This window comes from Mesorhizobium sp. M0664, assembly GCF_040320565.1.
In the GTDB taxonomy this organism is placed as follows: Bacteria; Pseudomonadota; Alphaproteobacteria; order Rhizobiales; family Rhizobiaceae; genus Mesorhizobium.
The window spans coordinates 81305-106761 of the sequence record NZ_JAMYPW010000012.1; the positions used below are offsets into that span (position 1 = coordinate 81305).

Consider the following 25457-nt stretch of genomic DNA (forward strand, 5'->3'; position numbering starts at 1 on the left):
ATGCCTATGCTGCCGCGTCGCGCGCCGCCTCCGACAGAAAAGTAAAGACATAATCGGAAAAGGAACGCCAGCATTCGACGCGGAACGCGTCGGCCGCCGTGCGCAACAGCACGATTTCGACCTTGCCGAGAATGGTACGCGACGCCGCCCCGACCGGAAAGACGTCGAGCGACAGATCCTGCGGGCAGCCGGCATTGATCGTCGCCGCGGCAGCCGGACCGGTAACCGATATGGCGACGTTGCGGTGCGAGATGCCGACCGCCGAATGCAGTACGGAAATGCTGGCGCAGTCGGCGAGCGGATCTTTTCCGCTCTCGTCGATGACCAGCCATTCGTCCGGCCCGAGCCACAAGGCCGTGCGTCCGGCCTTTGCCGCCGAGGTTTTCGGCCTTTGCGGCAGGACGACGCCGAGCGCTTTCGAAAGTGCCGCAATCGAGGCTTCCGGCGCGCGCAGCGATATGCGCTCGGCCGGCGGCAGCACGGCAAGTGTAACGCCGGCGGCGGAAAGCGACTGGCCGGCGAGAGCTGGACGGCGTTCGACTGAGGGTCCGGCGGCGTCGGTTTTCAAAGCGGCTTTAGCCATTGAGGCGCTCCCCCTTCTCGTCGAAGAACACCATGCCGGTGACCTCCACCTCGATCATCCCGTCCGGCATCGGCACATAGAGCGTCTCGCCCGTGCGATCGCGGCCGCCGGCGACCAGCCCCAGCGCGATCGAGCGGCCGCAATTTTGCGACCAATAGCTCGAGGTGACATGGCCAATCATCTTCATCGGGATTGCCTGCTTCGGGTCCGCGACGATCTGCGCGCCCTCCTCCAGCACCACCTTGGGATCCCTGGTCTTCAGGCCGACAAGCTGCTTGCGGCCCTTGGCGACCAGGTCCGGCCGCGCCATGCCGCGAATGCCGACGAAATCGGTCTTCTTCTTGCCGACGGCCCAGTCGAGCCCGGCATCGTTCGGCGTCACCGTCCCGTCGGTATCCTGGCCGACGATGATGTAGCCCTTTTCGGCGCGCAGCACATGCATCGACTCGGTGCCGTAGGCACAGGCTCCGTGCTTCTGGCCCTCGGCCCATAGCGCTTCCCAGACCGCCTCGCCATAATCGGCCGGCACGTTGACCTCGAAGCCGCGCTCACCGCTGAACGACATGCGAAACAGCCTTGTCGGCACGCCGCAGATCCTGCCTTCGCGCACCGACATATGCGGCAGCGCCTCATCCGACATGTCGATGCCCTCGACCAGCGGCGCAATGATGTCGCGAGACTTCGGTCCCTGCACGGCAATCACCGCCCACTGCTCGGTGATCGAGGTCAGCCAGACGTTGAGATGCGGGAACTCGGTCTGGAGATAGTCTTCCATATGGTTCATGACCCGCGGCGCGCCGCCCGTCGTCGTCGTCACATGGAAACGGTCGGGTGCAAGCCTGCCGACGACACCGTCGTCATAGATGAAGCCGTCCTCGCGCAGCATGATGCCGTACCGGCAGCGGCCGGGCTCGAGCTTCTCCCATGGATTGGTGTAGAGCAGTTCCATGAATTTGGCCGCATCCGGCCCGACCACCTCGATCTTGCCCAGCGTCGAGGCGTCAAACAGGCCGGCCGTCTTGCGCACCGTCACGCATTCGCGGTCGACGGCGGCATGTATGTCCTCGCCCGGCTTCGGGAAATACCAGGCGCGCTTCCACTGGCCGACATCCTCGAATACAGCGCCCTGGCGCTCGGCCCAGGGATGGATCGCCGTCTTGCGGGTCGGGTCGAACAGGGGACCCCGCGCGTGGCCGACGATCGAGCCGAATGTCACCGGCGTATAGGGCGCGCGGAACGTCGTCAGCCCGACCTGCGGGATCGGCTTGCCCAACGTCTCGGCGGCAATCGCCAGGCCGTGCATGTTGGAGGTCTTGCCCTGGTCGGTCGCCATGCCATTGGTGGTGAAGCGCTTGACGTGCTCGATCGAGCGCATGCCCTCATGCACTGCCTGGCGGATGTCCTTGGCGGTGACGTCGTTCTGGAAGTCGACAAAGGCCTTGACCGTCGTATCCGATCCGGCACCGGGTGCTGCACCCAGCATGCCGCGCGACCAGCTCTCGCCGGCGTCGACCTTCGGCTTGGAGCCCTTGGCCGGCCTGCTGCCGGCGTCCTTGGCCGCCTTGGCGCCCGCTGCATAGGCCTCGTCGATCGTCGCCGACAGCCCGTCGGTACCGTTGCAGGCGCCGACCGAGACGCAGTCCTGCGCATAAATTCCGGGCACGAAGCGCTTGGTCTCGTCATTGAAGGCGACCTTGCCGCGCGATTGCGAGAACAGATGCACCGATGGCGTCCAGCCGGCCGACATCAGAATCGCGTCAACCGGGATGGTGCGCTCGCCGCCGCCATTCTTCGGCTGCACGGTCATCGACGACACCCGCAATTTGCCGCCGGCGCGGATCACCGCGCGGCCGAAATTGACCTCGATGCCGAGCGCCCTCGCCTCGTCGATCGCCGGCCCGGTCGGGTTGTCGCGCAGGTCGACGATCGCCGCCACGTTGATGCCGGCCTTTTTCAGGTCGATCGCCGCCGCATAGGCGGAATCGTTCGCCGTATAGACGCCGATATTCCTGCCGACGGCGACGCCGTAATGGTTGAGATAGGTGCGCGCCGCCGACGCCAGCATGATGCCCGGCCGGTCGTTGTCGGCAAACACCATGTGGCGCTCGATGGCGCCGGTCGCCAGTACCACGCGTTTAGCGCGAACCTGCCACAGCCGCTCGCGCGGCAGGTCGCGGCCGGGGTTCTGCAGATGGTCGCTGACGCGCTCGACCAGCCCGACGAAATTCTGCGCGTAATAGCCGAAGGCCGTGGTACGCGGCAGCACGCGGACATTGTCCATCGCGCTCAACTTGGCGAGAGCCGATTGCGCCCAGGAAAAGCCGTCCTGGCCTTCGATCTTCGCGCCGCTCTCGAAGCGCAGGCTGCCGCCGAATTCCGCCTGCTCGTCGGCAAGGATAACGCGCGCGCCGGTCTCGGCCGCGGCCAATGCTGCGGCGATGCCCGCGGCACCGCCGCCAAGCACCAGCACCTCGCAATGGGCGAAGCGCGCCGAATAGTGGTCGGGATCCGGCTGGTCAGGAGCGACGCCGAGACCGGCAGCGGCGCGGATCTTGGGCTCGTAGAGGTTTTTCCACGCGGCCTTCGGCCACATGAAGGTCTTGTAGTAGAAGCCGGCCGAAAGCATCGGCGAGGCGATGCTGCTGACCGCACCGATGTCGAAAGCGAGCGATGGCCAGCGGTTCTGTGACTGTGCGGTCAGTCCGTCATAGAGCTCCTGCACCGTAGCTCGGACGTTCGGCGTCTTGCGTGCCGCGTCGCGCTTGATCTCGACCAGCGCGTTCGGCTCTTCGGCGCCGGCCGACAGCAAGCCGCGCGGCCGGTGGTACTTGAACGAGCGGCCGACGAGATGGACGCCGTTTGCAAGCAGCGCCGAGGCCAACGTATCGCCCTCGATGCCGGTATAGGGGCGGCCGTCGAAGCTGAAGCCAGCTATCTTTGCCTGTTTGAGCCGCCCGGCGCCGGCAATGCGGAACGTGGCGCTCATTTGGCGGCTCCCGGCAGCTTTACGGGCTTCGGCTCGCCGGCCTTGTAGGTCATCAGGAACCTGTCGCTGACGGTGTCGCGCACGGCGTTGAAGAACCGCGCGCAGCCATGCATGTGCCGCCAGCGCTCATAGATGATCCCCTTGGGGTTTGAGCGGATGAAGAAGAACTTTTCAAAATCGTCGTCGCTCTCGCTGGCGATGTTTGGGGAACGCGCGATATGCGCCTCGCCGGCGTTGCGGAATTCGAGCTCCGGACGCTCTTCCTCGCAATAGGGGCAGCGGATGAGAAGCATCAATCGACTTTCTTGGATTTGGTCGACCCATCATGTGCAGAGCCGTCATGTCTGCCACGATTGGTCACAACATTTTCTTCGGCAGGGCGGTCTTCGACGAGCAATCCTACCGCGCGCAAATTCACTTTGGCTCGATCGACATCAGCTTGCGTTCGTGGTCCAGAGAAGGTTCTTGGGGAACCGATATTCAGAAACGCGTTTTTGAGTATTTTCGGTATGGCAAACGCCCACACGCAGAAAAAAGTAAGTACGCCCACAACTACAAACATGGCCAACATGACCGGATCGACCCCGTTAGCCTCATACCCGACTATTCGAACCAAAATCTCCCTGACCACCAACAGCATGAAGAGCACCGTGACGCCCACGAGGGCCAATCCGAAAAGCATGGTGTGAGTCTTGCGAGTCATTTCGGCTTCAGTGCGCCACCGCTGCCGCCGCCGCCTCGTCGATGAGGCGGCCGGTGCGGAAGCGCTCGATGGTGAAGGGCGCGTTGATCGGGTGCGGATCGTCCCTGGCGATCGTATGGGCAAAGACATGGCCCGAACCCGGCGTCGCCTTGAAGCCGCCTGTGCCCCAGCCGCAATTGACATAGAGGCCGGGCACCGGCGTCTTGGCCAGGATCGGCGAACGGTCCGGCGTCACATCGACGATGCCGCCCCATGAGCGCAGCATCTTCATGCGCGTGAAGATCGGGAACATCTCGCAGATGGCGTCCAGCGTATGCTGCAAAATGTGCAGCCCGCCGGTCTGCGAATAGGAGACATATTGGTCGGTGCCGGCGCCGATGACCAGTTCGCCCTTGTCGGACTGCGAGATATAGGCATGCACGGTGTTCGACATCACCACGCAAGGCACCACCGGCTTGACCGGCTCCGACACCAGCGCCTGCAGCGGATAGCTTTCCAGCGGCATGCGCACGCCAGCCATGTTCATGATCACCGATGAGTGCCCGGCGGCAACCACGCCGACCTTCCTGGCACCGATGAAGCCGCGCGTCGTCTCGACACCGGTGACCGCGCCGTTCGGCGCCCGTTTGACGCCGGTGACCTCGCAATTCTGGATGATGTGGACGCCGCGCGCCGAGGCGCCGCGCGCATAGCCCCAGGCGACGGCATCGTGCCGCGCCGTGCCGCCGCGGCGCTGCAGGGAGGCGCCCATCACCGGATAGCGCGCATTGCGCGAAATGTTGAGCGGCGGGCAGAATTCCTTGGCCTGCTCCGGCGTCAGCCATTCATTGTCGATGCCGTTCAGCCGGTTGGCATGGACGTGCCGCTTCAGGACCTGGATGTCGTGGATGTTATGGGCGAGCATCATGACGCCGCGCGGCGAATACATGACGTTGTAGTTGAGCTCCTGGCTGAGCCCGTCCCACAGCTTCAGCGCATGGTCGTAGATGCCGGCGCTCTCGTCGTAGAGATAGTTCGAGCGGATGATGGTGGTGTTGCGCCCGGTATTGCCGCCGCCCAGCCAGCCTTTTTCCAATACCGCGACGTTGGTGATGCCGTGCACGGTGGCGAGATAATAGGCGGTGGCCAGGCCGTGGCCGCCGGCGCCGACGATGATGACGTCGTATTCCTTCTTCGGCTCCGGCGAGGACCATTGTTCCTCCCAGCCCTTGTGACCGCGCATGGCCTCGCGGGCGATGGCGAATACCGAGTATTTCTTCAACGTCGCAGGCCTCGCAAATGACGGCCGGGCATCCACTCGAACCCCGGCGCGCGAGCTTGTATCACTAGCGAAACCGTGCTGCCAGCCTTGCACTGTTTGCGACGGCGCTTGCCGTTTTGCGCCGTGGTGAAAAAGCCGCATCCGGCAGGTTGATGCAATTGCCTTCCACCGCTATCCGTCGCCTGACGATCGGAGGATTATGGCGGTGGGTAACGTCTGGTGGAATCTGACATTGCGCTTCTTGCTGGAGCTCGCCGCTTTGCTCGGCCTCGGCATGGCGGGCTGGAGCCTCTCAGCGGGCATGTGGCGCTGGATCCTTGCCATGTCATTGCCGTTCGTTGCCGCCGCGCTCTGGGGAATCTTCGCGGTGCCGAACGATCCGAGCCGGTCGGGGCGGGCGCCGATTCCGGTGCCGGGCGGTGTGCGGCTGGTGCTCGAGCTCGTCATCCTGTTCGGCGGCGCTGCCGGATTCCACCTGGCCGGTTACACGACAGCCGGCATTGCCGTCGCCCTGCTGATCGCCGTCAGCTACGCATTTTCGCTCGATCGGCTCGGCTGGCTGCTTAGGCAATAGTCGCCTTGCACCGTTTGCGACGGCGCTTGCCGTTTTGCGCCGTGCTTTCACTGGTCGCTCTTCTGAGCTTCGCCTTTTGAGGGGTCAGCCGGAGCACGCTTCAGGATGGACGGCCCAATCGCATAGGTCGCCCGCAAATAACCTTTGTGGCAATCGGCAGCGATTTGACGAATTTCCGCATCGTCCGACTGCTCCGCCATGGCCACGAAGCGCTCGACGATCACCTCGCGCGGCCTGATAGCCACGGCCGCCGCAAAGCGCCGCAAAACCGCATCCGGATGTTCGAGTAACCGTGGCAGGTCCTTGGAACTCGGCATGACATAATGACCATAGGCGTCGACCAGTGTCGTGAAAGCCGAGTCCGGGCGAAGCGCGGCGGCATTTTCCACCGCAAGCCCTAGCTGCCAGCGCTGTGCAAGGCAGATGAACTGGACGACTCTCCACCGAACGCCGGCATGTTCGTCATCCAGCCGCAGCATCACGCGGCCGAGAATGGCGGCATCGGCCGGCGGGGTGCATCCCAGAAGCGCCTCGATTGCGTCGAAGCGGAGATGAGAAGCTTTGCTATCGAGCAGATCGGCTATCTCGGCGACAACACAATTTAGCTTGTAGCTGAGCCTGGAACCCATTTCGACCGCTATGAACACCGCTGCAGCTTGTGTCTGGCCATTGCTGGAGACCAGCAGCGGCCGGAGGTTTTCGATCGGAAAGCCTTTGCCAAATTCCGAACGAAGAGCCCACGTCAACTCGCTGTCGCCCTCGTAGCCGGGCTCCAGCAACTTGCTCATCATGTCTTGGGGGGTCATTGCAAATGGGTGGCGCGTCCACCCGCAAGTTTGGATGACGACCCGTAGCCTGGTGGCCAGCGGACGTCAAGAAGCGCTGTCGGCCACAGCGCAGGTATCGGGTGGCTCGCACCGCCTCTATCTGCGACCAAGCATCCGATTGCCGGCAAGAGCCGGCGCCAAAAAAGGATGCAGAAAATGTTCGCACTCGCCAACAAGGTCGCCATCGTCACTGGCGCCAGTTCCGGCATCGGCCGCGCCACGGCAAAGCTCTTTGCCGAGGAAGGCGCCAGGCTCGTCGTCGCCGCCCGCCGCCAGGCGGAACTCGATGCGCTGGTTGCCGAAATCGAAGACGCCGACGGCACGGCTATCGCTCTTGCCGGCGATGTCCGTGACGAGGCCTACGCGAAAGTCCTGGTCGACCTGGCGGTCGAGAAATTCGGCGGGCTCGACATCGCCTTCAACAATGCCGGCTCGGTCGGCAGGATGGGGCCGGTCTCTGAGCTGTCGCTGGAGGGCTGGCGCGAGACGCTCGATACCAATCTGACCAGCGCCTTTCTCGGCGCGAAATACCAGGTGCCGGCGATGGTCGAACGCGGCGGCGGCTCGTTGATCTTCACCTCAACCTTCGTCGGCTACACGGTCGGCATGCCCGGCATGACCAGCTATGCCGCGAGCAAGGCCGGACTGATCGGATTGACGCAGGTGCTGGCCGCCGAATTTGGCGCCAAGGGGATTCGAGTCAACGCGCTGCTGCCGGGCGGCACCGACACGCCTTCGGCGACATTCAACACACCTGAATCGCGGGCGTTCGTCGAAAACCTGCATGCCTTGAAGCGCGTCGCCGAGCCAGAGGAGATCGCCCGCTCGGCGCTTTACCTGGCTTCCGATGCATCGAGCTTCACCACCGGCACGGCACTGTTCGCCGACGGCGGTGTCTCGATCACCCGCACGTAAAGCGTTTCGCGGTTGGCGTCGGCCCGCCAGCCGCAATGTCGGCCCGCCAGCCGCAATGCCGGAAAAACCGGTCTTGCTTTTCCCGGCGATTTGACGATTCCGTCTTCTCCTCGAAAACGGGTTGGAAACATGCTGCTGATCAGGACCTATATCGCTGCAAGCGCAATCGAAGGCGTCGGCGTGTTCGCCGCCGAGCCGATCCGGAAAGGGGCGCAGATCTGGCGGCTCGATCCGGACTTCGACCGGCTGATCCCGATGGAAAGATACGAGACGGCGCCGCCGCACCTCAAGGAATTGCTCGACAGATATGCCTATCCGAGTCCGGACCGGCCGGGCTTCATGGTCTATGAGGTCGACAATGGCCGCTTCATGAACCACGCCGACAAGCCGAACACCGACTTTTCGCAATATGGCGGGGCCACCGCGACCCGCGACATCGCCGCCGGCGAGGAAATAACCTGCGACTACGGCGAGTTCTTCGAGGGTTTCGAGCAGCTCCACCTGGCCACGGCGTAGCGGCGCCTATCTGGCCCAAGGCGAATTTTGTTCTTGCTTTGTGCCGTCAGCTATGCTACTAATCTTGATATGGTGCTGATTCACACCAAGGACCCGCCCCCGAGGCGGGTTTTTCGTTTCGGGATCGGCACCGCCTCTCAATCGGCTGTGGACAGAGCCCCTTGATTCTGCTATCAGCCGCCCCAATTCGTGGTGTAACGCGCCGCGGAGGCTTGCGGCTATGGCCGCTTGCCTGTTGATTTCAAACCCGAAAGACAGGATTGCACGTGCAGGTACTCGTCCGCGACAACAATGTTGATCAGGCGCTTCGCGCGCTCAAGAAAAAGATGCAGCGCGAAGGCATCTTCCGCGAAATGAAGATGCGCGGACATTACGAAAAGCCCTCCGAGAAGCGCGCCCGTGAAAAGGCGGAAGCCGTGCGTCGTGCCCGCAAGCTGGCCCGCAAGCGCGCCCAGCGCGAAGGCCTGCTGCCGATGACGCCGCGTCCGGTCGCGGCCGGTGCTGCCGGTGCCGGTGCTCCGCGTCCGCCGCGGTTCTGACGTCAATTTTTCGTCCTTTTCCAAGGATATCCAAGGTGGCGCGATGCGGAATCGCCGCCACCTTTTTGTTGTGAGTTCGACCCGGTCCGAGAGGACCGGTTGGGAGAGATGCCGGTTCGGAGGGGGAACGGACCAGACGGCGCAGTAAGGACAGGGCAGATATGGACGCAATCACCGTAGAGCGCAGAACCGCGTGGCGCGGCCTCGCCCTGACGGCAGCCCTGCTTTCCGGGATGGTGCTTGCCAGCTGCCAGAGCGTTCCGACCGGCGAGTTCAACAACATCGACAAGGCGCAAGGCTCGAGCGAGAACATCTCCTCGCTGTCGGCGGTGATCCAGCGCAACCCCCAGGATCCGGAAGCCTACAATGTGCGCGGCTCGGCCTATGGCCGCGGCGGCCAGTACCAGGCGGCGCTGAAGGACTTCAACACTGCCATCCAGCTCAATCCGAATTTTTACCAGGCCTATTCGAACCGTGCGCTCATCCAGCGCTTCCTCGGCGATCAGGCGAGCGCGCTCGCCGACTACAATCGCTCGATCCAGATCAATTCCAACTATGACGCCGCCTATATCGGCCGCGGCAATCTCTACCGCAGGGCGGGCCGGGTCCAGGAAGCCTTCAACGATTTCCAGAAAGCCATCCAGCTCGACACGACCGATGCGCGCGCCTATCACAATCGCGGCCTGATCTACCAGAGCCAGGGCCAGCACGCCTTTGCCATCGAGGATTTCTCGACCGCCATTTCGTTGGCGCCGGACGCCTCCGAGCCTTACAACGGGCGCGGCCTCTCCTACCTTGCCATGAACGACGAGGACAATGCCTTCGCCGACTTCAACATGGCCATCAAGCTCGACGGCAAGAATGCTGAGGCCTGGTCCAACCAGGCGTTGATCTACGAGCGGCGCGGCGACAAGGTCAGGGCCGCGAAATCCTACCGCGAGGCCGTGCACCTCAATCCGACCTACCAGCCGGCCAAGGACGGCCTGGCCCGCACCAGTGCTGGCTGAGCGGCCGGTTAATCGGGCCTCCGTTTCCGCACTCCGACAACCCTGCGTTTAGCTTCGCCTTGCTGGCGCCAAGTTTTCGGCGGAACGCTCGGCGTGCTCAGCCGTTTGTACAAGGCAATTTCGAAAGGACCCTGCCATGATCAAGAAACTCGCTTGTGCCGCTGTTCTCGCCACGACCGTCGTTGCCGCTCCCGCCAGCGCCAGCAAACTCCAGCTCGGCGTGCTCGACTGCACCATCGACGGCGGCACGGCCTATCTCGTCACTTCCAACAAGGGTGTTTCCTGTGTCTTTCGTCCGCATCGTGGCGGCCCCTCTGAAGTCTATACCGGGGTGATTTCCAAGCTCGGCGTCGATGTCGGCCGGACGCATCAGGGCCAGCTGGTATGGGCGGTTCTGGCGGCGACCCGCAACCACGATGAAGGCGACCTTGCCGGCAGCTACTATGGCGTGAACGCCGAGGCCAGCGTGGTCACCGGTGGCGGCGCCAATCTCCTGGTCGGCGGCCTCGACAGCGCCTTTTCGCTGCAGCCGCTCAGTGTCCAGGCACAGACCGGCGTCAACCTGGCGGTCGCCGTCACCTCGCTCGACCTGATCCACTCGTTCAAATAACGGCGCAGCATGGCTCCCGAGCGGCGAGGAGCGTAGGTGTCGGCCTGCGAATAGCTGCCGAAGGCTCATAGATTCCGGCAGGCCCACTCCGCAGAGGACGGGCCGCCCTGATGTTCAAAGTTGCGGCGCTCGAAGATCACGGCATGGCAATTGTGTTCATGCCGTTACCGTCACCGAAGATTGCGGCGATCCAATATTGCTTGTCTTCGGTCTGACCAGAATCTCAACGCCTCGTGATCGTCCCCCATCGCACAATTTTGAAATCCGCCACGTCAACGGCGATCAAGACCGCTTGATCTCAACTACGGTTGAGGTTCTAGAAGTCCTCCCATACTGCGGCATGTACTCATTTGGACGTGAAGAACGCTCCAATACTTCAGACCAGCGTCTGAGAAAGCCTGGGGGACCGGATGACCAAGACAAGCACAAACAGGGTCGACTGGCGCGCGCTGTGGGCGAGCGGCGACCTGGCGCGCTTCTGCTTCATCAGCCTCGGCATCCTGCTGCACGCCACCAACGAAACCATGGTGGCAACGGTCATGCCGGCCATGGTCGGCGAACTCGCCGGCGTGCAACTGGTCGGCTGGTCGCTGGCGATCTACGAGCTCGGCGCCATCGTTGCCGGTGCGGCCGCCGGACGGCTGGTGAGCTATGTCGCGCTGCGTACCAACATGATGGTCGCCGCAATGCTCTATGCCGCCGGCGCGCTGGTCTGCGCCACCGCGCCTTCGATGCCGCTGTTCCTCTGCGGCCGCCTGATCGAGGGGCTCGGTGGCGGCGCGCTGGTGTCGCTGGCCTTCGTCTCGGTCGAGCGGCTGTTTGCCCGCGCGATCTGGCCGCAGCTTTTCGGCGTCATGTCGGCGATCTGGGGCGTCGCCGCCTTCAGCGGCCCCGTGCTCGGCGCGGTCATGACCGAATTCTCGTCCTGGCGCTGGGCCTTCGGTGTCTTTACCCTCGGCGGCACGGCGATGGCGCTGGCAAGCTTCATCGTGCTCGACACACCGGAAGCAACAAGGCCGCAGGCGACGGGCGGCTCGGCGCCGCCCTTTCCCTTTGCGGCACTTGGCTGCCTCGCCGTCAGCGTCGTGCTGATTGCCACCGCCGGCGTCGACATTGCCCTGCTGCGCTCGTCGCTGCTGCTCACCCTCGGCCTGGTCGGCCTGGCGCTGTTTATCTATATCGACGCACTGAAGCCGCGCTCGCGCCTGTTCCCGTCACGGCTGTTCTCATGGCGCTCGCCGGTTGGCGCGGGCATGACCATGGTCGCCGCGTTCTCGGTGGCGACCTGCTCCTTTACCGTCTACGGTCCGCTGCTTCTGACCAGCCTGCACGGCATTCCGATCCTGACCACCGGCTACATCATCGCCGCCGAATCGATCGCCTGGTCGATCCTGTCGATCCTCGTCGCCAATGCGCCGCCGGAACGCGAGCGGCTGATCATCGTCGGCGGGGCGCTGATGATCGCCACGGGCGTCGCCGGTTTCGCCTATACGGTGCCGGCCGGCTCTATCCCGTTGATCCTGCTTTGTGCCTTGCTGCAAGGCGGCGGTTTCGGCATCGCCTGGCCGTTCGTCACGCGTGTCATCGTGGCATCGGCCAAGGAAGGCGAGCAGACGATCGCCTCGGCCGCTGTGCCGACCATGCAGCGCATCGGTTATGCCGTGGGTGCGGCACTGACCGGCATCGTCGCCAACGCCAGCGGCTTTTCCGAAGGCCTGAACCGTGAGGCCGCGGCAAGTGTCGCCGCCTGGCTGTTCCTGGCGTTTATCCCGCTCGGAATCCTGGGATGCCTTGCCGCCTTGCGGATTTCGGGGGCGACCGACACGGAGCCGGCGAAGCTGTCAATCTCCGTGGGGGAGATTGACTAGACAACGACCGTCTTCATCCGGTCGGCGATCAGCGCCGCGAGCCGCGTCGCCACCTCGTCCTTGCTCATCTCCGGCCATTCCTCGACGCCGGCCTTCGAGACGATCCGCACCTTGTTGCGGTCGCCGCCCATCACGCCCGGGGAACCATCTTCATGGGAGACATCATTGGCAACGATAAGATCGGCACCCTTTTTTGCAAGCTTGGCCTCGGCATTCCTGACCAGGTCCTGCGTCTCCGCGGCGAAACCGACCACCAGCATCGGCCGCTTTTTGTGATGCCCGACACCGGCGAGAATATCGGGATTTTCCACCATCTGCAGCGCCGGTGGCCCCTCGCCCGCCACCTTCTTGATCTTTTCCCCGGCCGAACTTTGAGTGCGCCAGTCGGCGACAGCCGCGACGAACACTGCCGCGTCGGCCGGCAGCAGCTGCTCGACGGCGTCCTTCATCTCGACGGCCGTTTCGACGTGCAGCGTGGCGACGCCGGCCGGATCGGCAATGCCGACCGGGCCGGAGACGAGACGCACGTCGGCACCGAGCCTGGCCAGCGCCGCCGCAATGGCGTGGCCCTGCTTGCCCGACGACCGGTTGGCGATGTAGCGGACCGGGTCGATCGGTTCATGCGTCGGCCCGGAGGTGACAATGATCTTCCTGCCCGCCAGCGGCTTTGGCCGGCTGTCGAGCAGCGCCTCGATCGCGGCGACGATCTCCAGCGGCTCGGCCATGCGGCCCTCGCCCACCTCGTTGCTCTCGGCCATCTCGCCCTTCGCCGGGCCGACGAATGCGACGCCGTCCTTGCTCAGCGTCGCGCGGTTGCGGCGGGCCGCCGGATGCGCCCACATTTTCGGGTTCATCGCCGGCGCCATCAAAACTCGCTTGTCGGTGGCGATGAGCACGGTCGAGGCAAGGTCGTTGGCATGGCCATTGGCGAGCTTTGCCATCAGGTCGGCGGTGGCCGGCGCCACGACCAAAAGGTCGGCCTCGCGCGACAGCCTGATATGGCCGATGTCGTGCTCGTCCTGCCGGTCGAACAATTCGGTGAAAACATGGTCGGCCGACAGCGCCCCGGCCGACAGCGTAGTGACGAACTCCTGCGCCGCCGCGGTCATCACCACCCGCACTGCCGCGCCGCGCTCGCGCAGCCGGCGGATCAGGTCGAGCGCCTTGTAGGCGGCGATGCCGCCGCCGATGATCAGCAGGATGCGCTTGCCGGAGAGGATGCCTCGCGGGCTGGAGACGGCGACCACCGGCGCTGCTGGACTCTGCGAACTCGTCAGTTCGCGCAGTGTTTTCTCGATCTGGTCGATGCGACCGGCCGAACCGAACTGACCTTCGACCGCTGCGCGGATCATCACCCGCGCCTGGTCTTCCATCGACCGGCCATTCTCCGCCGCCAGTCGGCGCAGCAGGTCCTTGACCTCGTCATCAAGGTTGCGGATCGTGATGCTGGCCATCTGATTGCACCTTGCCCGGAATTGCTGAGTGCAATGATAGCAATGCAATCACTTTGCAACAAGCGCTAGAAAATACGCCCGGCGATATACACGAGCGTCAATGCGATCACCCACAGCGCCAGCCGGCCGGAGCGGGTGTAGCGCGCCTCGGCCTTGCCGATCGCGCGTGCGGTCCTTTCGTCGAAGCGCAGGCCGTGTTCGGCCATCAGGTCGATCTCACGCGACAGCCGCTCGGTGCGGGCGGCGAGGTCCGGTGCCTGGCGGGCCAGCGCCAGCAGCGCGTTGGCACCGTCGCGCGCATCGGCCAGCAGGGCGCGCGGGCCGAGGTTGCGGGCAATCCAGCCGCTCACCACCGGCTCCGACGTCTTCCACATGTTGAAGGCCGGGTCGAGGGTGCGGGCGACGCCTTCGACGACGACCATGGTCTTCTGCAGCAGCACCAGCTCGGACCGCGTCGCCATGTCGAAGAGGTCGGTCACTTCGAACAGCAGCGTCAGCAGCTTGGCCATCGAGATGGTCTCGGCAGGCTGGCCGTGGATCGGTTCGCCGATCGCCCGGATCGCCTGGGCGAAGGCGGCGACATTGTGCTGGCGCGGCACGTAGCCGGCCTCGAAATGCACCTCGGCGACGCGCTGGTAATCGCGCGTGATGAACCCGTAGAGGATTTCGGCGAGGAAGCGGCGCTCCTTTTTGCCGAGCCGGCCGGCAATGCCGAGATCGACGGCGACGATGGTGCCATCGGCTTCTATAAACAGGTTGCCCGGGTGCATGTCGGCGTGGAAGAAACCGTCACGCAGCGTATGGCGCAGAAACGACTGAACGAGGTTGGCGGCAATCGCCTTCAGGTCGTGGCCGGCGGCGGTCAGGCCGGCAATATCGTTCATCTTGATGCCGTCGACCCATTCCATGGTCAGCACGTCACGACCGGTGCGCTCCCAGTCGACCGACGGCACACGGAAGCCGGGATCGTCCTTGGTATTCTCGCCGAGCTCCGAAAAAGCCGCTGCCTCCAGCCTCAAATCCATTTCGATCTTGGTAGTCTGGGCCAGCGTCTCCGTCACCTCGACCGGCCGCAGCCGGCGCGACGACGGGATGTACTTTTCCTGCAGCCGGGCGGCGAGGAAATAGCTTTCGAGATCGCGAAAGAAGCGGCGGCGCACGCCCGGCCGGATGACCTTCACCGCCACTCGCCTAACGACGCCGTCCTGCAGGGTTTCAGCGGTATGGACCTGGGCGATCGAGGCGGCGGCGACGGCCTCGCCAAAACTGGCATAGAGCTCACCGACCTTGCGTCCGAGCGATGCTTCTATCGCCGCTATGGCCTCGGCCTTGGGAAAGGTCTGCATCTTGTCCTGCAGCATGGCAAGATCAAGCGCGATATCGTTGCCGACGACATCCGGCCGTGTCGCCAGGAACTGGCCGAGCTTGACGTAGGATGGGCCGAGCCGCACGACCGCCTTGGCCAACCTGTCGCCGCGCTCATAGGCAAGCGCCCGACGGCGGGTGAATAGCCGGGCCATGCGCCAGCCGAATTTCGGCAAGCCGAAGAGCTCGTCACCGGGCAAAGCCGCGATGACGCCCTCGCGCACAAGCACCCAGCCGGCCCGCACGAGCCTGAAACCAGCGCCGATGCTGCTCATGGCTGGCTTTGCCCTGCCGGTTTCCTGAACTGGCGCAAGGCAGGTCGGAAAATGCGGGCCAGCCTCAAAGCTTCCAGCCCGAATGAAGCGCGGCAATGCCGCCGGAATAATTGCGGAACGAGGCGCGCTCGAAGCCCGCGCGCGAAATCATCGCCGCGAAATTCTGCTGATTGGGAAACTTGCGGATCGATTCGACCAGATAGGAATAGGGCTCGTCATCGCCGGTCACCACCTTGCCGATCCGCGGAATGGCGTTGAACGACCATGCTTTATAGACCTTGTCGAGCAGCGGCATCTCGACCTCGGAGAATTCAAGGCAGAGAAAGCGCCCGCCAGGCTTCAGCACGCGATAGGCTTCGGCAAGCGCCACATCGATGCGCGGCACGTTGCGGATGCCGAAAGCGATGGTGTAGGCGTCGAAAGTAGCGTCGGCAAAAGGCAGTTCCTCGGCATTGGCTTCGACGAAATCGGTATTTGCCGACAGGCCTTTTTTCTCGGCCCGGTCGCGGCCGACGGCGAGCATCGAGCCGTTGATATCGAGAACCGTTGCATGAGCGTGCCTGCCGCTCGCCTCGACGATGCGGAAGGCGACATCGCCGGTGCCGCCGGCAACGTCGAGAACGCTCCAGCCCGGCCGCTTCGGTGGATTGAGCCAGGCGACCATGGCGTCCTTCCACAATCGATGCAAGCCGGCCGACATCAGATCGTTCATCAGGTCGTAGCGGTTCGCCACCTTGTGGAAAACATCATTGACCAGGGACTGCTTGTCGCCTGGCCCTACCCGCTTGAAACCATAAGAGGTTTCCATGCCGCCCGCAGCAGTGGTTCTTTCAACCGACATCGTTTTGATCCGCCATAAAATCGGCGGGACCATAGCCGATCGATGGTGCGGGCGCTATTGTTTAAGGCGCGGTGTTCGGCCGCGCTTCGAAGCAGGTTCCGGAAAAGTGTCACACGGTTTTCCGACAGGAACTTGCGTCATAAGAAAAAGCCTGACGGGATAATTGAATGCCTTTGAAAGCAGAACTGCACTGCCACATCGAAGGGGCAGCGGCGCCTGAACTCGTCCTCCGCCAAGCTGAGAAATACGGCAAGGATGCCTCGCCCTACATCCAGGACGGCTCCTTCGTCTGGCGCGACTTCACCTCTTTCCTCGCCGCCTACGACTTCTCGTCGGACCTGTTCCGCACCGAAGAAGACTATGCGCGGCTGGCCGATCATTACCTGACCAGCCTCGCCCGCGACGGCGCCATCTATTCCGAGGTTTTCACCTCGCCCGACCATGCCAGCAAGGCCGGGCTGTCGCCGAAGGCCTATACCGACGCGCTCGGCGAAGGCATGGCCCGCGCCAAGGCGAAGACCGGCATCGAAGGCCGCATGATCGTCACCGGCGTGCGCAATTTCGGTGTCGAATCGATCGAGCGGGCGGCGCGTTTCGCCGCGCGCTGCGGGCATCCGCTGGTCACCGGTTTCGGCGTCGCCGGCGACGAGCGGATAGGCGACCTGGAAGATTATGTTAGGGCCTTCGAGATCGCCCGCGAGGCCGGCCTCGGCATCACCGTCCATGCCGGCGAATTGATGGGCTGGGAGAGCGTCGAGGCGGCACTCGACCACATCCGCCCGTCTCGCATCGGCCATGGCGTGCGCGCCATCGAGAACCCCGAGCTTGTGCGGCGCATCGCCGACGAAGGCGTCGTGCTCGAATGCTGCCCTGGCTCCAACATCGCCCTGAAAATCTTCGACAGCTTCGCCGACCATCCCTTCCCCGCCTTGCGGGCAGCGGGCTGCAAGGTGACGCTCAACTCCGATGACCCGCCCTACTTCTGGACCTCGCTGAAACGCGAATACGACATCGCTGCCGAGCATTTTGCGATGGACGACAAGGCGCTCACCGCCGTCACCAGGACGGCCATCGAGGCAGCCTTCGTCGACAGGAAGACCAGGGCGGTGCTGCTGGGCAGGCTCGGCGCCAAGGGCAGGTGAATGGTGAATGGTTCACCCGGCGCTTCGGTCCGTCAGCCGCGAGTTTTTCCGCGCAACCAAGGACTCGCAAACCAGTTCACTATTCACTATTCACCATTCACCATTCACTTGCGCAGTTGGAGAACACCATGAAGGGCGTCACCGTCGTCGACCATCCGCTTGTCCAGCACAAGCTGACCATCATGCGCAAGAAGGAAACCTCGACGGCCGGCTTCCGGCGGCTGCTGCGCGAGATCTCGCTGCTGCTCGGCTACGAGGTCACCCGCAACCTGGAACTGACGACGACGACCATCGAGACGCCGATCGAAACGATGGAGGCGCCGACGCTGGAGGGCAAGAAACTGGTCTTCGCCTCGGTGCTGCGCGCCGGCAACGGCTTGCTCGAAGGCCTGCTCGATCTGGTGCCGGCGGCGCGTGTCGCCCATATCGGCCTCTATCGCGACCATGAGACGCTGGAAGCGGTCGAGTATTTCTTCAAGGCGCCGGGCGACCTCGCCGACCGACTGGTGATCGTCGTCGACCCGATGCTGGCGACCGCCAATTCGGCGATCGCGGCGATCGACAAGCTGAAAGGCCGCGGTGCCACCAACATCCGCTTCCTCTGCCTGCTGGCGGCACCAGAGGGCCTCGAGCGTTTTACCCAGGCGCATCCCGATGTTCCGGTCTTCACCGCTTCCATCGACCGCCAACTCAACGAAAAGGGCTACATCATGCCGGGTCTCGGCGATGCCGGCGACCGCATGTACGGCACCAAATAGATCCGTTTACCGATTGTTTACGCAAACGGCTGGTTTCCGCACTCGTTAAAGCGGCAATCACCATGTCGGACTAAGGATCGGCAACCACAAAGGCCGGTCCATGCTGCGCAAGCTCCTCATCCTTGGCGTGTTTGCCGGAACGTCGGCATCGCTGCCGATCGTGTATCAGTCCAATTCACAGGTAATCGAGCGGCTGTTGAAATCCGCCATCGGAGCCAGGCCGGCCGACACTCAAACCAACCTGAATCTCGCCGCCGTCCCGGACAGGCCGGCAACGCCGCAGCCGCTCGGCCGCAAGGTCGTCGTCACCGCGGACGCGCGCGGGCATTTCATGTCGGTCTTCAAGTTGAACGGTCGCCAGGTCGACGGCATGATCGATACCGGTGCGACGCTCGTCGCCATCAACACCTCGACCGCGCGCAGGATCGGCATCTCGCTCAATTCGACGGACTTCAGCCATCAGGTCAACACCGCCAATGGTGCGATCAAGGCCGCCGTGGTGACGATTGACCGCCTGCAGATCGGCAAGATCACCGTCGAGGGCGTCGAGGCCGTCGTGCTCGACGACAGGGCGCTGCACACCAACCTGATCGGCATGAGCTTTCTGCAGCGGCTCGACAAATACCAGGTCGAAGACGGCAAGCTGCTGCTGGTTCAGTGATTACCCGCGCGGCAGGATCCGCCGGATGACGGTTTTCTCCGTGGCCGGTTTGGAAGTGCCGATGGTATAGGCCGAAAGCACCGCGGCCGCGGCCGCTTCGGCATCCCCGGTATTGCGGGCATGGACCAGCGCCAGCGCTTCGCCGGCCCGCACTTCAGCGCCGACCGGCAACAGCCTGGTGATGCCGACGGCGTGATCGATCCTGTCGTCGGGCCGCGTCCGCCCGCCGCCAAGCCCGACCACGGCAAGCCCGATCTCGCGGGTCGCGATGCCGGTGACAAAGCCGTTCGCGCTCGCCTTGACCGCGAATTCCGTTGCCGCTTTCGGCAGATATTTTTCCGGATTGTCGACAAAGTCGACGGGACCACCCAGTGCCGCCACCATGCGCGCGAAGATGGAAGCGGCGCGGCCGCCGGCCAGCGTTTCGGCGGCGCGGCGCAGGCCGCCCTGGTTGGACGACACCAGGCCTGCCGATTGCAGCATCTCGGCGGCCAGCGCCAGCGTCACGTCCTCCAGCCGCCGGTCGCGAAAGCGGCCGGTGAGAAAATCGACGGCGTTGCGCACCTCGACCGCATTGCCGGCGGCGGACGCCAGGGGCTCGTTCATGCCGGTGACCAGCGCCGAGGCCTTAAGGCCGGCGCCATTGGCGACGTCGACCAGGCTGTTGGCCAGTGCGGTTGCGTCGCGCGATTTCTCCATGAAGGCCCCGTTGCCGACCTTGACGTCAAGCACCAGCGAATTGAGGCCGGCGGCCAGCTTCTTCGACAGGATCGAAGCAGTGATCAGCGGCACCGATTCGACCGTTCCCGTCACATCGCGGATGGCGTAGAGCCTGGCGTCGGCGGGTGCGAGATCGGCGGTCTGGCCGATGATGGCGCAGCCGGTTTCGAGCACCGTCTTGCGGAAGCGCGCAACATCCGGCTGGCTGATATAGCCGGGGATGGCATCCATCTTGTCCAGCGTGCCGCCGGTATGGCCCAGACCCCTGCCGGAAATCATCGGCACATAGGCGCCGCAGGCAGCGACGATCGGCGCCAGCATCAAGGAGACATTGTCGCCGACGCCGCCGGTCGAATGCTTGTCGGTGACCGGGCCGGGCAGATCCGACCAGTCGAGCACATCGCCGGAATCGCGCATCGCCATAGTCAGCGCCACCGCCTCGTCGCGGCTCATGCCGTTGAAGAACACCGCCATGGCAAAGGCGCCGACCTGCGCGTCGGTGACTGTGCCGGCGGTCAGACCCTCGATGAAGAACGCTGTCTCCTCAGCCGAGAGCTTCTGGCCGTCGCGCTTGCGGCGGATGATTTCCTGGGGAAGCATCAGGCGTCGACCCTGTGCTCCGGAAGCCCGTCCTGAAAAACACGCTGCAGAATGGTCGCCAGCCGCGCACCGCCAACCGGCGCCATGTCCTTGGTCTCCTGGTGCGACAGCTCGGCCCCGGTCATGCCGGCAGCAAGGTTGGTCACGACCGAACAGGCGGCGACGCGCAGCCCAAGGAAGCGGGCGAGAATGACCTCCGGCACCGTCGACATGCCGACCGCGTTGGCGCCCATGACGCGCGCCATGCGGATCTCGGCGGGCGTCTCGAAGCATGGGCCGGAGAACCACATATAGACGCCCTTGTGCAGCGTGGTACCGGTGGCCTTCGCCGCCTGCTCGATGGCGGAGCGGAGACCGGCGTCATAGGCTTCGGTCAGGCCGACGAAACGGCGGTCGCTCGGTTCGCCGATCAGCGGGTTGGAGCCCGAGAAATTGATGTGGTCGGTGATCAGCATCACCGAGCCCGGGCCCATCCCGGGATCGACCGAACCGGCGGCGTTGGTGAGGATCAGCCTGGAGATGCCGAGGCCGGCGAGCACCTCGAGTGCCGGCCGCATCGCCGCCGCGTTGCCGTGCTCGTAATAATGCGCCCGGCCGGACAGCATCAGCACCGGCGTGCCGGCAAAGAGCCCCGCCACCACCTCGCCGGCATGGCCGCTGACTCCGCTTCGGGGAAACCCCGGCAAGTCGGCGTAGGAGATGCGCACCGCATCCTCGACTTGGTCGACAAGCCCGCCAAGCCCTGACCCCAGCACCAAGGCGGTAGTCGGCGCCAGCCCGTCCAGCCTTTCGACGAGGTGATCGAGCGCTTCCTTCATTTCAGCACATCGCCTTCAAACCCGTATGGCAGCAACTCGCCCATGGTCACGGTTTCGACCACGCCGCTATCATCGCAGAGATAGAACTTCGTCTCCGGCCGGCAGAATTCCGCCAGCCGCTGCCGGCAGCCGCCGCAGGGCGAGCATTTTGCCACGCGTTCGGCGATCACGGCGATTTCCGTGATTTTGCCGCCGCCGCCCATGATGTAGTTGGCAAGTGCGGTGGTTTCGGCGCACCAGCCCTCCGGATAGGACGCGATCTCGACATTGGCGCCGGTGAAGACACGGCCGTCCTCGGTGCGCAACGCCGCGCCGACCGGAAATTTCGAATAGGGCGCATAGGCCTTGGCCATGGCGGCTTTCGCCGCTTCGAACAGATCATGAGCCATAATAGATCAGCGTTCCTTGACATAAGGCACGCCGCCGGCGCGCGGCGGGATTGCCTTGCCGATGAAGCCGGCAAGCAGGATGACGGTCAGCACATAGGGCAGCGCCTGCATGAATTGCACCGGCACCTTGCCGATCAGCGGCAGCGGCGTGCCTTGCAGGCGGATCGACGCGGCGTCGAGGAAGCCGAACAGCAGGCAGGCGAACATGGCGTTGACCGGTTTCCATTTAGCGAAGATCAGCGCGGCCAGCGCGATATAGCCCTTGCCGGCGGTCATGTCCTTCACGAAGCCGCCATTCTGCACCATCGACAGATAGGCTCCGGCAATGCCGGTGAGCACGCCGGTGCAGATCAGCGCCCGATAGCGCAGCCAGGCGACTGATATGCCGGCGGTGTCGACCGCGGCCGGGTTCTCGCCGACGGCGCGCAGGCGCAAGCCGAAGCGGGTGCGAAACAGCACCCACCAGGTGAACGGCACGGCCAGGAAGGCGAGATAGACCAGCACGGAATGGCCGGAGATGAGTTCCGAATAGATCGGCCCGAGAATCGGAACGCTCCTGAGCGCCTCTGCGCCCGGCCAGATGATTGCCTCGAAGCGCTCGCCGGCGGCCAGCGCCGGCGTGCGCCCGCCTTGCTGGAACCAGGCCTGGCCGAGCATGATCGTCGATCCGGCGGCAATGAAATTGATCGCGACGCCGGAAACGATCTGGTTGCCGCGATGGGTGATCGAGGCAAAGCCGTGGATCAGCGCGAAGGCAACCGAGATGAGGATGGCCATGCCGAGGCCGAGATAGGCCGAGTGGAAGACCGAGGCGGCGGCCGCACCGGCGAAGGCGCCGACAAGCATCTTGCCCTCGAGCCCGATGTCGAAGACGCCGGCCCGCTCCGAATAGAGGCCGGCGAGACAGGCGAGCAGCAAGGGCACAGACAGGCGGATGGTCGAGTCCAGGACCTGCACGATAGCGTTGAAGAAATCCATCTCAGGCGCCCTTCCCCTTGACCGCTTCCATGCCGACCGATTTCGGGCTGAGCGAGGCGAACAACGCCTGGACGTAGGGCCGGAACATATGCTCGAGCGCGCCGGCGAACAGGATCACGAGGCCCTGGATGATGACGATCATGTCGCGGCTGATCACCGGCATCTCGAAGGCGAGCTCGGCGCCGCCCTGGTAGAGCATGCCGAACAGGATCGCCGCCAGCACGATGCCGACCGGGTGCAGGCGTCCCATCAGTGCCACCGCGATGCCGACGAAACCGGCGCCCGAAACGAATTCGAGCGCGACATTGTGCTGGTCGCCCATCGTCGGGTTGAGCGCCATCATGCCGGCCAGCGCGCCCGAGATCATCATCGCAATGATGATGATGCGGATCTCCGAAATGCCGGCATAACGCGCCGCTTTCGGGCTGTGGCCATAGGTGCGCATCTCGTAGCCGAGCTTCGTGCGCCAGATCAGCACCCACACCAGAAAGGCCATGGCTAGCGCCAGCAGGGAACTGACGTTGAATGGCGCCGAACGGATTTTGGCGCCGAACAATTCGATGACCCAGTTGAGCTTCGGCAATTGCGCGCCTTCGAGGAAGGTGCGCGTCTGCGGCGCCATCGAGCCGGGCGGCTTCAGCATCCCCACCAGCGCATAGACCATGACGCTGGCAGCGATGAAGTTGAACATGATGGTGGTGATGACGATATGCGAGCCGCGCTTGGCCTGCAGATAGGCCGGGATCAGCGCCCACAGCGCGCCCATCGCCGCGGCGGCGATAATGGCGATCGGGAAGGTCAGCCACCAAGGCAGGAAGCTGTCGAAGGCCAGACAAACAATGCCGATGCCGAGACCGGCGATATAGCCCTGGCCCTCGCCACCGATGTTGAACAGGCCGCAATGCGCCGCAACCGCCACCGAAAGCCCGCTGAAGATGAAGGTGGTGGCATAGAAAAGCGTGAACGCGATGCCTTGGCCGCGGCCGAAGGCACCCTCGACCAGGACGACGGCTGCGCGCAGTGGGTTCTCGCCAACCAATATGACGACGAAGCCGGCAACGACGAAGGCGACGAACAGGTTGATCAGCGGGATCAGCACGTAGTCGGCCCAGGCCGGCAGCTTGGCATAGGGAGTGCTCATTCCGCCGCCTCGCGCTGCTCGACGCCGGCCATCAGCAGGCCGAGCTCGCCCTCGGTCGCGTCGGGGCCGCGTTCGCCGACGATGCGGCCGGCAAACATCACCAGGATGCGGTCGGACAGCGAGCGGATCTCGTCGAGCTCGACCGAAACCACCAGCACCGCCTTGCCTTGGTCGCGCATGGCGATGAGGCGCTTGTGGATGAATTCGATGGCGCCGACATCGACGCCGCGTGTCGGCTGGCCGACGATCAACACGCCGGGATCTTGTTCCATTTCCCGCGCCAGCACGATCTTCTGCTGGTTGCCGCCGGAGAAATTGGCGGTCTTGAGGCGGCAGTCCGCCGGGCGGATGTCATATTTGACGATCTTGTCCCTGGCATCGTTACGGATGGCGTCGATGTCGAGAAACGGCCCCTTCAGATAGCGCGCGTCGTCCTGGTAGCCGAGGATCGAATTCTCGTTTTCCTCGAAGGCCAGCACGAGCCCGACATGATGGCGGTCCTCCGGCACATGGGCGAGGCCGCGCTCGCGCAGCTCGCCAGGGTCGGCGGCGCCGGTGAGGTCGATCGGCTTGCCGTCGAGCATGACCGAGCCCGAAACGGCATGCCTGATGCCGGAAATCGCCTCGAGCAATTCGGACTGCCCGTTGCCGGCGACGCCGGCAATGCCGACGATCTCGCCGGCATGGACGTCGAAGGAGACGTCGTCGACCATGGTGACGCCGCGGGAATCCTTGACCGTCAGGTTCTTGACCGCGAGCTTGACGCCGCCGGCCTTCGCCTCGCCCTTTTCGACGCGCAGCAGCACGCGCCGGCCGACCATCAGCTCGGCCAGCTCCTCGACCGTGGTCTTCCTGGTTTCGCGTGTCGCCACCATGGTGCCCTGGCGCATCACCGAGACCGTGTCGGTGATCGCCATGATCTCGCGCAGCTTGTGGGTGATCAGCACGATCGTCTTGCCCTGCTCCTTCAGCTGCCTGAGGATGCGGAACAGATGGTCGGCCTCGGCCGGCGTCAGCACGCCTGTCGGCTCGTCGAGGATCAGGATCTCGGCGCCGCGATAGAGCGCCTTGAGGATTTCGACGCGTTGCTGCAGGCCGACCGGCAACTCCTCGATGATGGCGTCGGGATCGACTTCGAGCCCGTATTCGCGCTCGAGCCGCTCCAGCTCGGAACGCGCCTTGGCAATGCTCTTCTTCAGCAGCGCATCGCTTTCGGCGCCGAGAATGACGTTTTCCAGCACCGAGAAATTGTCGACCAGCATGAAATGCTGATGCACCATGCCGATGCCGAGCGCGATCGCATCGTTTGGCGTCTTGATCGATGCCGGCTGGCCGCCGACACGGATCTCGCCGGAATCGGCCTGGTAGAAACCATAGAGGATCGACATCAGCGTCGACTTGCCGGCGCCGTTTTCGCCGACGATGCCATGGATAGTGCCGCGCATAATCTCCAGATTGATGTCGCGGTTGGCGCGCACGGCGCCAAAGCTCTTGTCGATGCCGATCAGCTCGATTGCGGCTTGCGCCATGCAGCCTGTTCCCACTGTTATTTTTTTACCGCTTGGTCAAACGCCTAGCATGACGCCCAGTCTGTGCCAATTGGGTCCCTACCAATTGGCCGGAGCAGGGTTCACTCTCGACAAATCCCGCCATGCTTGTCAATTTCCAACGTGGCCGCACCCTGCACAATCGCCTGATCGAGGATTTCAAATGACCATGCCCGAGGACCGGCTGACGACGCTGGAAATCCGCGCCGCCGAGCAGGAGAAGATCATCGAGGAACTGTCCGGCCAGATCGCCGAGCAGTGGAAGGTGATCGAGCGCATGCAGCGCAAGCTGGACGCGCTGGCCGAGCGCTTCCTGGCGCTGGAGGAACAGGCCGCGCCCGACGTGCCGGTGACCAAGCCGCCGCACTGGTGAGCGGGC

At 64.1% G+C, this 25457-nt stretch carries 26 protein-coding genes; 11 read left to right on the forward strand and 15 right to left on the reverse strand.

The annotated features are described in order from the left end of the window. Window positions 1-4: 4 nt before the first annotated feature. From NKI39_RS14540 to NKI39_RS14560, 5 genes are read right to left on the reverse strand one after another with little or no spacing between them, the layout of a single operon-like run. Window positions 5-583, reverse strand: a complete 579-nt coding sequence (locus NKI39_RS14540) for a sarcosine oxidase subunit gamma (RefSeq protein WP_352539384.1) — start codon at window positions 581-583, stop codon at window positions 5-7. Continuing rightward, window positions 576-3569, reverse strand: a complete 2994-nt coding sequence (locus tag NKI39_RS14545; RefSeq protein ID WP_352832498.1) for a sarcosine oxidase subunit alpha — start codon at window positions 3567-3569, stop codon at window positions 576-578. Before NKI39_RS14545 ends, NKI39_RS14540 begins: the two co-directional genes overlap by 8 nt. Further along, a complete protein-coding gene (locus NKI39_RS14550) occupies window positions 3566-3862 on the reverse strand; it encodes a sarcosine oxidase subunit delta (protein WP_023675338.1) in 297 nt (98 codons plus the stop codon). The genes NKI39_RS14545 and NKI39_RS14550 overlap by 4 nt, the downstream gene beginning before the upstream one ends. After that, window positions 3862-4272, reverse strand: coding sequence for a hypothetical protein (locus NKI39_RS14555; RefSeq protein ID WP_352469486.1), 411 nt, complete (start codon window positions 4270-4272; stop codon window positions 3862-3864). Before NKI39_RS14555 ends, NKI39_RS14550 begins: the two co-directional genes overlap by 1 nt. A 7-nt stretch (window positions 4273-4279) precedes the next feature. Next, window positions 4280-5533 (reverse strand): sarcosine oxidase subunit beta, encoded by a 1254-nt coding sequence (locus tag NKI39_RS14560; protein WP_352469485.1) that lies wholly within the window; start codon window positions 5531-5533, stop codon window positions 4280-4282. A gap of 199 nt (window positions 5534-5732) precedes the next feature. On the opposite strand from NKI39_RS14560, the gene NKI39_RS14565 reads away from it, so the two are divergent. After that, entirely contained in the window at window positions 5733-6107 is a 375-nt protein-coding gene (locus tag NKI39_RS14565) for a YrdB family protein (protein ID WP_352832500.1), read from the forward strand. A 47-nt stretch (window positions 6108-6154) separates the two neighbouring features. Here NKI39_RS14565 and NKI39_RS14570 read toward each other — a convergent pair whose 3' ends face one another. Then, window positions 6155-6895: a hypothetical protein gene (locus NKI39_RS14570; RefSeq protein ID WP_352832503.1), complete on the reverse strand. Its 741-nt coding sequence runs from the start codon at window positions 6893-6895 to the stop codon at window positions 6155-6157. A gap of 195 nt (window positions 6896-7090) precedes the next feature. Here NKI39_RS14570 and NKI39_RS14575 point away from each other — a divergent pair, with 195 nt between their 5' ends. From NKI39_RS14575 to NKI39_RS14600, 6 genes are all read left to right on the forward strand, one after another. After that, window positions 7091-7849, forward strand: coding sequence for an SDR family oxidoreductase (locus NKI39_RS14575; RefSeq protein WP_352832506.1), 759 nt, complete (start codon window positions 7091-7093; stop codon window positions 7847-7849). 129 nt (window positions 7850-7978) lie between these two features. Then, window positions 7979-8365 (forward strand): SET domain-containing protein, encoded by a 387-nt coding sequence (locus NKI39_RS14580; protein ID WP_352454023.1) that lies wholly within the window; start codon window positions 7979-7981, stop codon window positions 8363-8365. Between the two features lie 266 nt (window positions 8366-8631). Beyond that, window positions 8632-8904 (forward strand): 30S ribosomal protein S21, encoded by a 273-nt coding sequence (gene rpsU, locus NKI39_RS14585; RefSeq protein ID WP_023675331.1) that lies wholly within the window; start codon window positions 8632-8634, stop codon window positions 8902-8904. Between the two features lie 161 nt (window positions 8905-9065). Continuing rightward, on the forward strand, window positions 9066-9911 hold the full coding sequence (locus NKI39_RS14590; protein ID WP_352832508.1) for a tetratricopeptide repeat protein: 846 nt from the start codon (window positions 9066-9068) through the stop codon (window positions 9909-9911). 136 nt (window positions 9912-10047) lie between these two features. Then, window positions 10048-10521, forward strand: coding sequence for a DUF992 domain-containing protein (locus NKI39_RS14595; protein ID WP_352469481.1), 474 nt, complete (start codon window positions 10048-10050; stop codon window positions 10519-10521). 410 nt (window positions 10522-10931) lie between these two features. Further along, a complete protein-coding gene (locus tag NKI39_RS14600; RefSeq protein WP_352832510.1) occupies window positions 10932-12389 on the forward strand; it encodes an MFS transporter in 1458 nt (485 codons plus the stop codon). On the opposite strand, the gene coaBC is transcribed toward NKI39_RS14600, so the two are convergent. The 3 genes from coaBC to ubiE form a co-directional block, all read right to left on the reverse strand. Beyond that, window positions 12386-13843, reverse strand: a complete 1458-nt coding sequence (gene coaBC / locus NKI39_RS14605) for a bifunctional phosphopantothenoylcysteine decarboxylase/phosphopantothenate--cysteine ligase CoaBC (RefSeq protein ID WP_352832513.1) — start codon at window positions 13841-13843, stop codon at window positions 12386-12388. The two genes, NKI39_RS14600 and coaBC, sit on opposite strands and share 4 nt — an antisense overlap. 65 nt (window positions 13844-13908) lie before the next feature. Continuing rightward, on the reverse strand, window positions 13909-15483 hold the full coding sequence (gene ubiB / locus NKI39_RS14610) for a 2-polyprenylphenol 6-hydroxylase (RefSeq protein ID WP_352832516.1): 1575 nt from the start codon (window positions 15481-15483) through the stop codon (window positions 13909-13911). Window positions 15484-15547: 64 nt separating this feature from the next. After that, window positions 15548-16324, reverse strand: coding sequence for a bifunctional demethylmenaquinone methyltransferase/2-methoxy-6-polyprenyl-1,4-benzoquinol methylase UbiE (gene ubiE / locus NKI39_RS14615; RefSeq protein ID WP_352818247.1), 777 nt, complete (start codon window positions 16322-16324; stop codon window positions 15548-15550). A 167-nt stretch (window positions 16325-16491) separates the two neighbouring features. On the opposite strand from ubiE, the gene NKI39_RS14620 reads away from it, so the two are divergent. From NKI39_RS14620 to NKI39_RS14630, 3 genes are all read left to right on the forward strand, one after another. After that, window positions 16492-17466, forward strand: coding sequence for an adenosine deaminase (locus NKI39_RS14620; protein WP_352612969.1), 975 nt, complete (start codon window positions 16492-16494; stop codon window positions 17464-17466). Window positions 17467-17594: 128 nt separating this feature from the next. Further along, window positions 17595-18224 (forward strand): uracil phosphoribosyltransferase, encoded by a 630-nt coding sequence (gene upp, locus NKI39_RS14625; RefSeq protein WP_023675320.1) that lies wholly within the window; start codon window positions 17595-17597, stop codon window positions 18222-18224. Between the two features lie 100 nt (window positions 18225-18324). Next, a complete protein-coding gene (locus NKI39_RS14630; protein ID WP_352818250.1) occupies window positions 18325-18885 on the forward strand; it encodes a TIGR02281 family clan AA aspartic protease in 561 nt (186 codons plus the stop codon). Here the strand turns inward: NKI39_RS14630 and deoA are convergent, their stop codons facing one another. Genes deoA through NKI39_RS14660 form a run of 6 tightly spaced genes read right to left on the reverse strand, consistent with a single transcriptional unit; the run spans window position 18886 to window position 25060 of the window. Continuing rightward, on the reverse strand, window positions 18886-20205 hold the full coding sequence (deoA, locus tag NKI39_RS14635; RefSeq protein WP_352818252.1) for a thymidine phosphorylase: 1320 nt from the start codon (window positions 20203-20205) through the stop codon (window positions 18886-18888). Next, complete coding sequence (locus NKI39_RS14640) at window positions 20205-21023, reverse strand: purine-nucleoside phosphorylase (RefSeq protein ID WP_352448279.1); 819 nt, start codon at window positions 21021-21023, stop codon at window positions 20205-20207. The genes deoA and NKI39_RS14640 overlap by 1 nt, the downstream gene beginning before the upstream one ends. Beyond that, the gene (gene cdd, locus NKI39_RS14645; protein WP_352488680.1) at window positions 21020-21412 is read right to left on the reverse strand and encodes a cytidine deaminase; all 393 of its coding nucleotides are present in this window, start codon (window positions 21410-21412) and stop codon (window positions 21020-21022) included. Before cdd ends, NKI39_RS14640 begins: the two co-directional genes overlap by 4 nt. Before the next feature lie 6 nt (window positions 21413-21418). Beyond that, the gene (locus NKI39_RS14650) at window positions 21419-22390 is read right to left on the reverse strand and encodes an ABC transporter permease (protein WP_352469471.1); all 972 of its coding nucleotides are present in this window, start codon (window positions 22388-22390) and stop codon (window positions 21419-21421) included. A 1-nt stretch (window position 22391) separates the two neighbouring features. Further along, the gene (locus NKI39_RS14655) at window positions 22392-23531 is read right to left on the reverse strand and encodes an ABC transporter permease (RefSeq protein WP_352469470.1); all 1140 of its coding nucleotides are present in this window, start codon (window positions 23529-23531) and stop codon (window positions 22392-22394) included. Beyond that, on the reverse strand, window positions 23528-25060 hold the full coding sequence (locus NKI39_RS14660) for an ABC transporter ATP-binding protein (protein WP_352469469.1): 1533 nt from the start codon (window positions 25058-25060) through the stop codon (window positions 23528-23530). Before NKI39_RS14660 ends, NKI39_RS14655 begins: the two co-directional genes overlap by 4 nt. A 181-nt stretch (window positions 25061-25241) precedes the next feature. Here NKI39_RS14660 and NKI39_RS14665 point away from each other — a divergent pair, with 181 nt between their 5' ends. Beyond that, complete coding sequence (locus NKI39_RS14665; protein ID WP_352469468.1) at window positions 25242-25451, forward strand: SlyX family protein; 210 nt, start codon at window positions 25242-25244, stop codon at window positions 25449-25451. Window positions 25452-25457 lie beyond the last annotated feature (6 nt).